This window comes from Thermosulfurimonas dismutans (assembly GCF_001652585.1).
In the GTDB taxonomy this organism is placed as follows: domain Bacteria; phylum Desulfobacterota; class Thermodesulfobacteria; order Thermodesulfobacteriales; family Thermodesulfobacteriaceae; genus Thermosulfurimonas; species Thermosulfurimonas dismutans.
The window spans coordinates 1-793 of sequence record NZ_LWLG01000049.1 but is presented as its reverse complement, the minus strand read 5'-3'; the positions used below and the strand labels follow the sequence as shown (position 1 = coordinate 793).

Here is a 793-nt window from a genome sequence, read left to right as displayed (position 1 = left end):
AATGTCACGAGGCTACTTACACCAGGTATTGTAGCAGACTGGAGGGAAAGCCTGCAATGCCCAGATCACTCCCGAGGAGGCCCTGAAAAAAGCCCCTCTTGCAAGACGAATCAGCACCTCTCAGGTCCCCGAAGACAAGAAAGGTGTAGTGGTAGGATGTGCCGAGTGTCATACCCTCAATCCTGACTCTCACCAGGACACTTTCGAACACAACGGTTTCAGGATTCATGTGGTGGTAACTCCCAAGGATTGCGAGACTTGCCATCCCAAGGAGGTAAAGGAATACGAGCACAATCTCATGTCCAAGGCCTATCGCAACCTCAAGTAGATATAGAAGTAAACTCTATACACGAACCACTAGAAACACACAAAAAGCCAAATTTACTTCCCACTTCAACATATCTAGTACCCCCAACATTATTTACTATAATAGGCGTACCATAGGCGCATGTTCCGCCGCCTCCCCCGCCTCCGGGGCTTCCTGAAGAGTTTATGGTGAGAGCTAGAGTTTTTTGGGTGGTATTATTGTCCGCATCTTTAACAAAGAAAGTTAAACTAAAAGTCCCTGTAGCACTTGCGTTTCCGGAAATCTCAATCTGATCGCACTGATTCCAGGTGGGCTCACTGCTACAATTAGCAGAAATCGTGGCGCTACCGGTTCCACAGATAAAATCAATACCAGCTCCTTGAAGATTTGAGGGATCCTCCACACACCAACGATATTTTCCACCGCTGGTATAAGGCACCCCGCCGGCAGCATAGACCGTGGCGTTGTAAGAAGAACCCTCAAAAC

2 protein-coding genes are annotated in these 793 nt (G+C 48.0%); one reads left to right on the top strand and one right to left on the bottom strand.

Going from position 1 to position 793, the window contains the following annotated elements; all coding sequences use genetic code 11:
- The first annotated feature begins 148 nt into the window (after window positions 1-148).
- Window positions 149-328 carry a hypothetical protein gene (locus tag TDIS_RS10685; protein ID WP_068671869.1) on the top strand — a complete coding sequence of 60 codons (180 nt, stop codon included), beginning with the start codon at window positions 149-151 and terminating at the stop codon, window positions 326-328.
- Here the strand turns inward: TDIS_RS10685 and TDIS_RS11225 are convergent.
- Window positions 321-793 (bottom strand): hypothetical protein (locus TDIS_RS11225; RefSeq protein WP_161939531.1); only part of this gene is annotated, 473 nt, incomplete at its 5' end. The two genes, TDIS_RS10685 and TDIS_RS11225, sit on opposite strands and share 8 nt — an antisense overlap.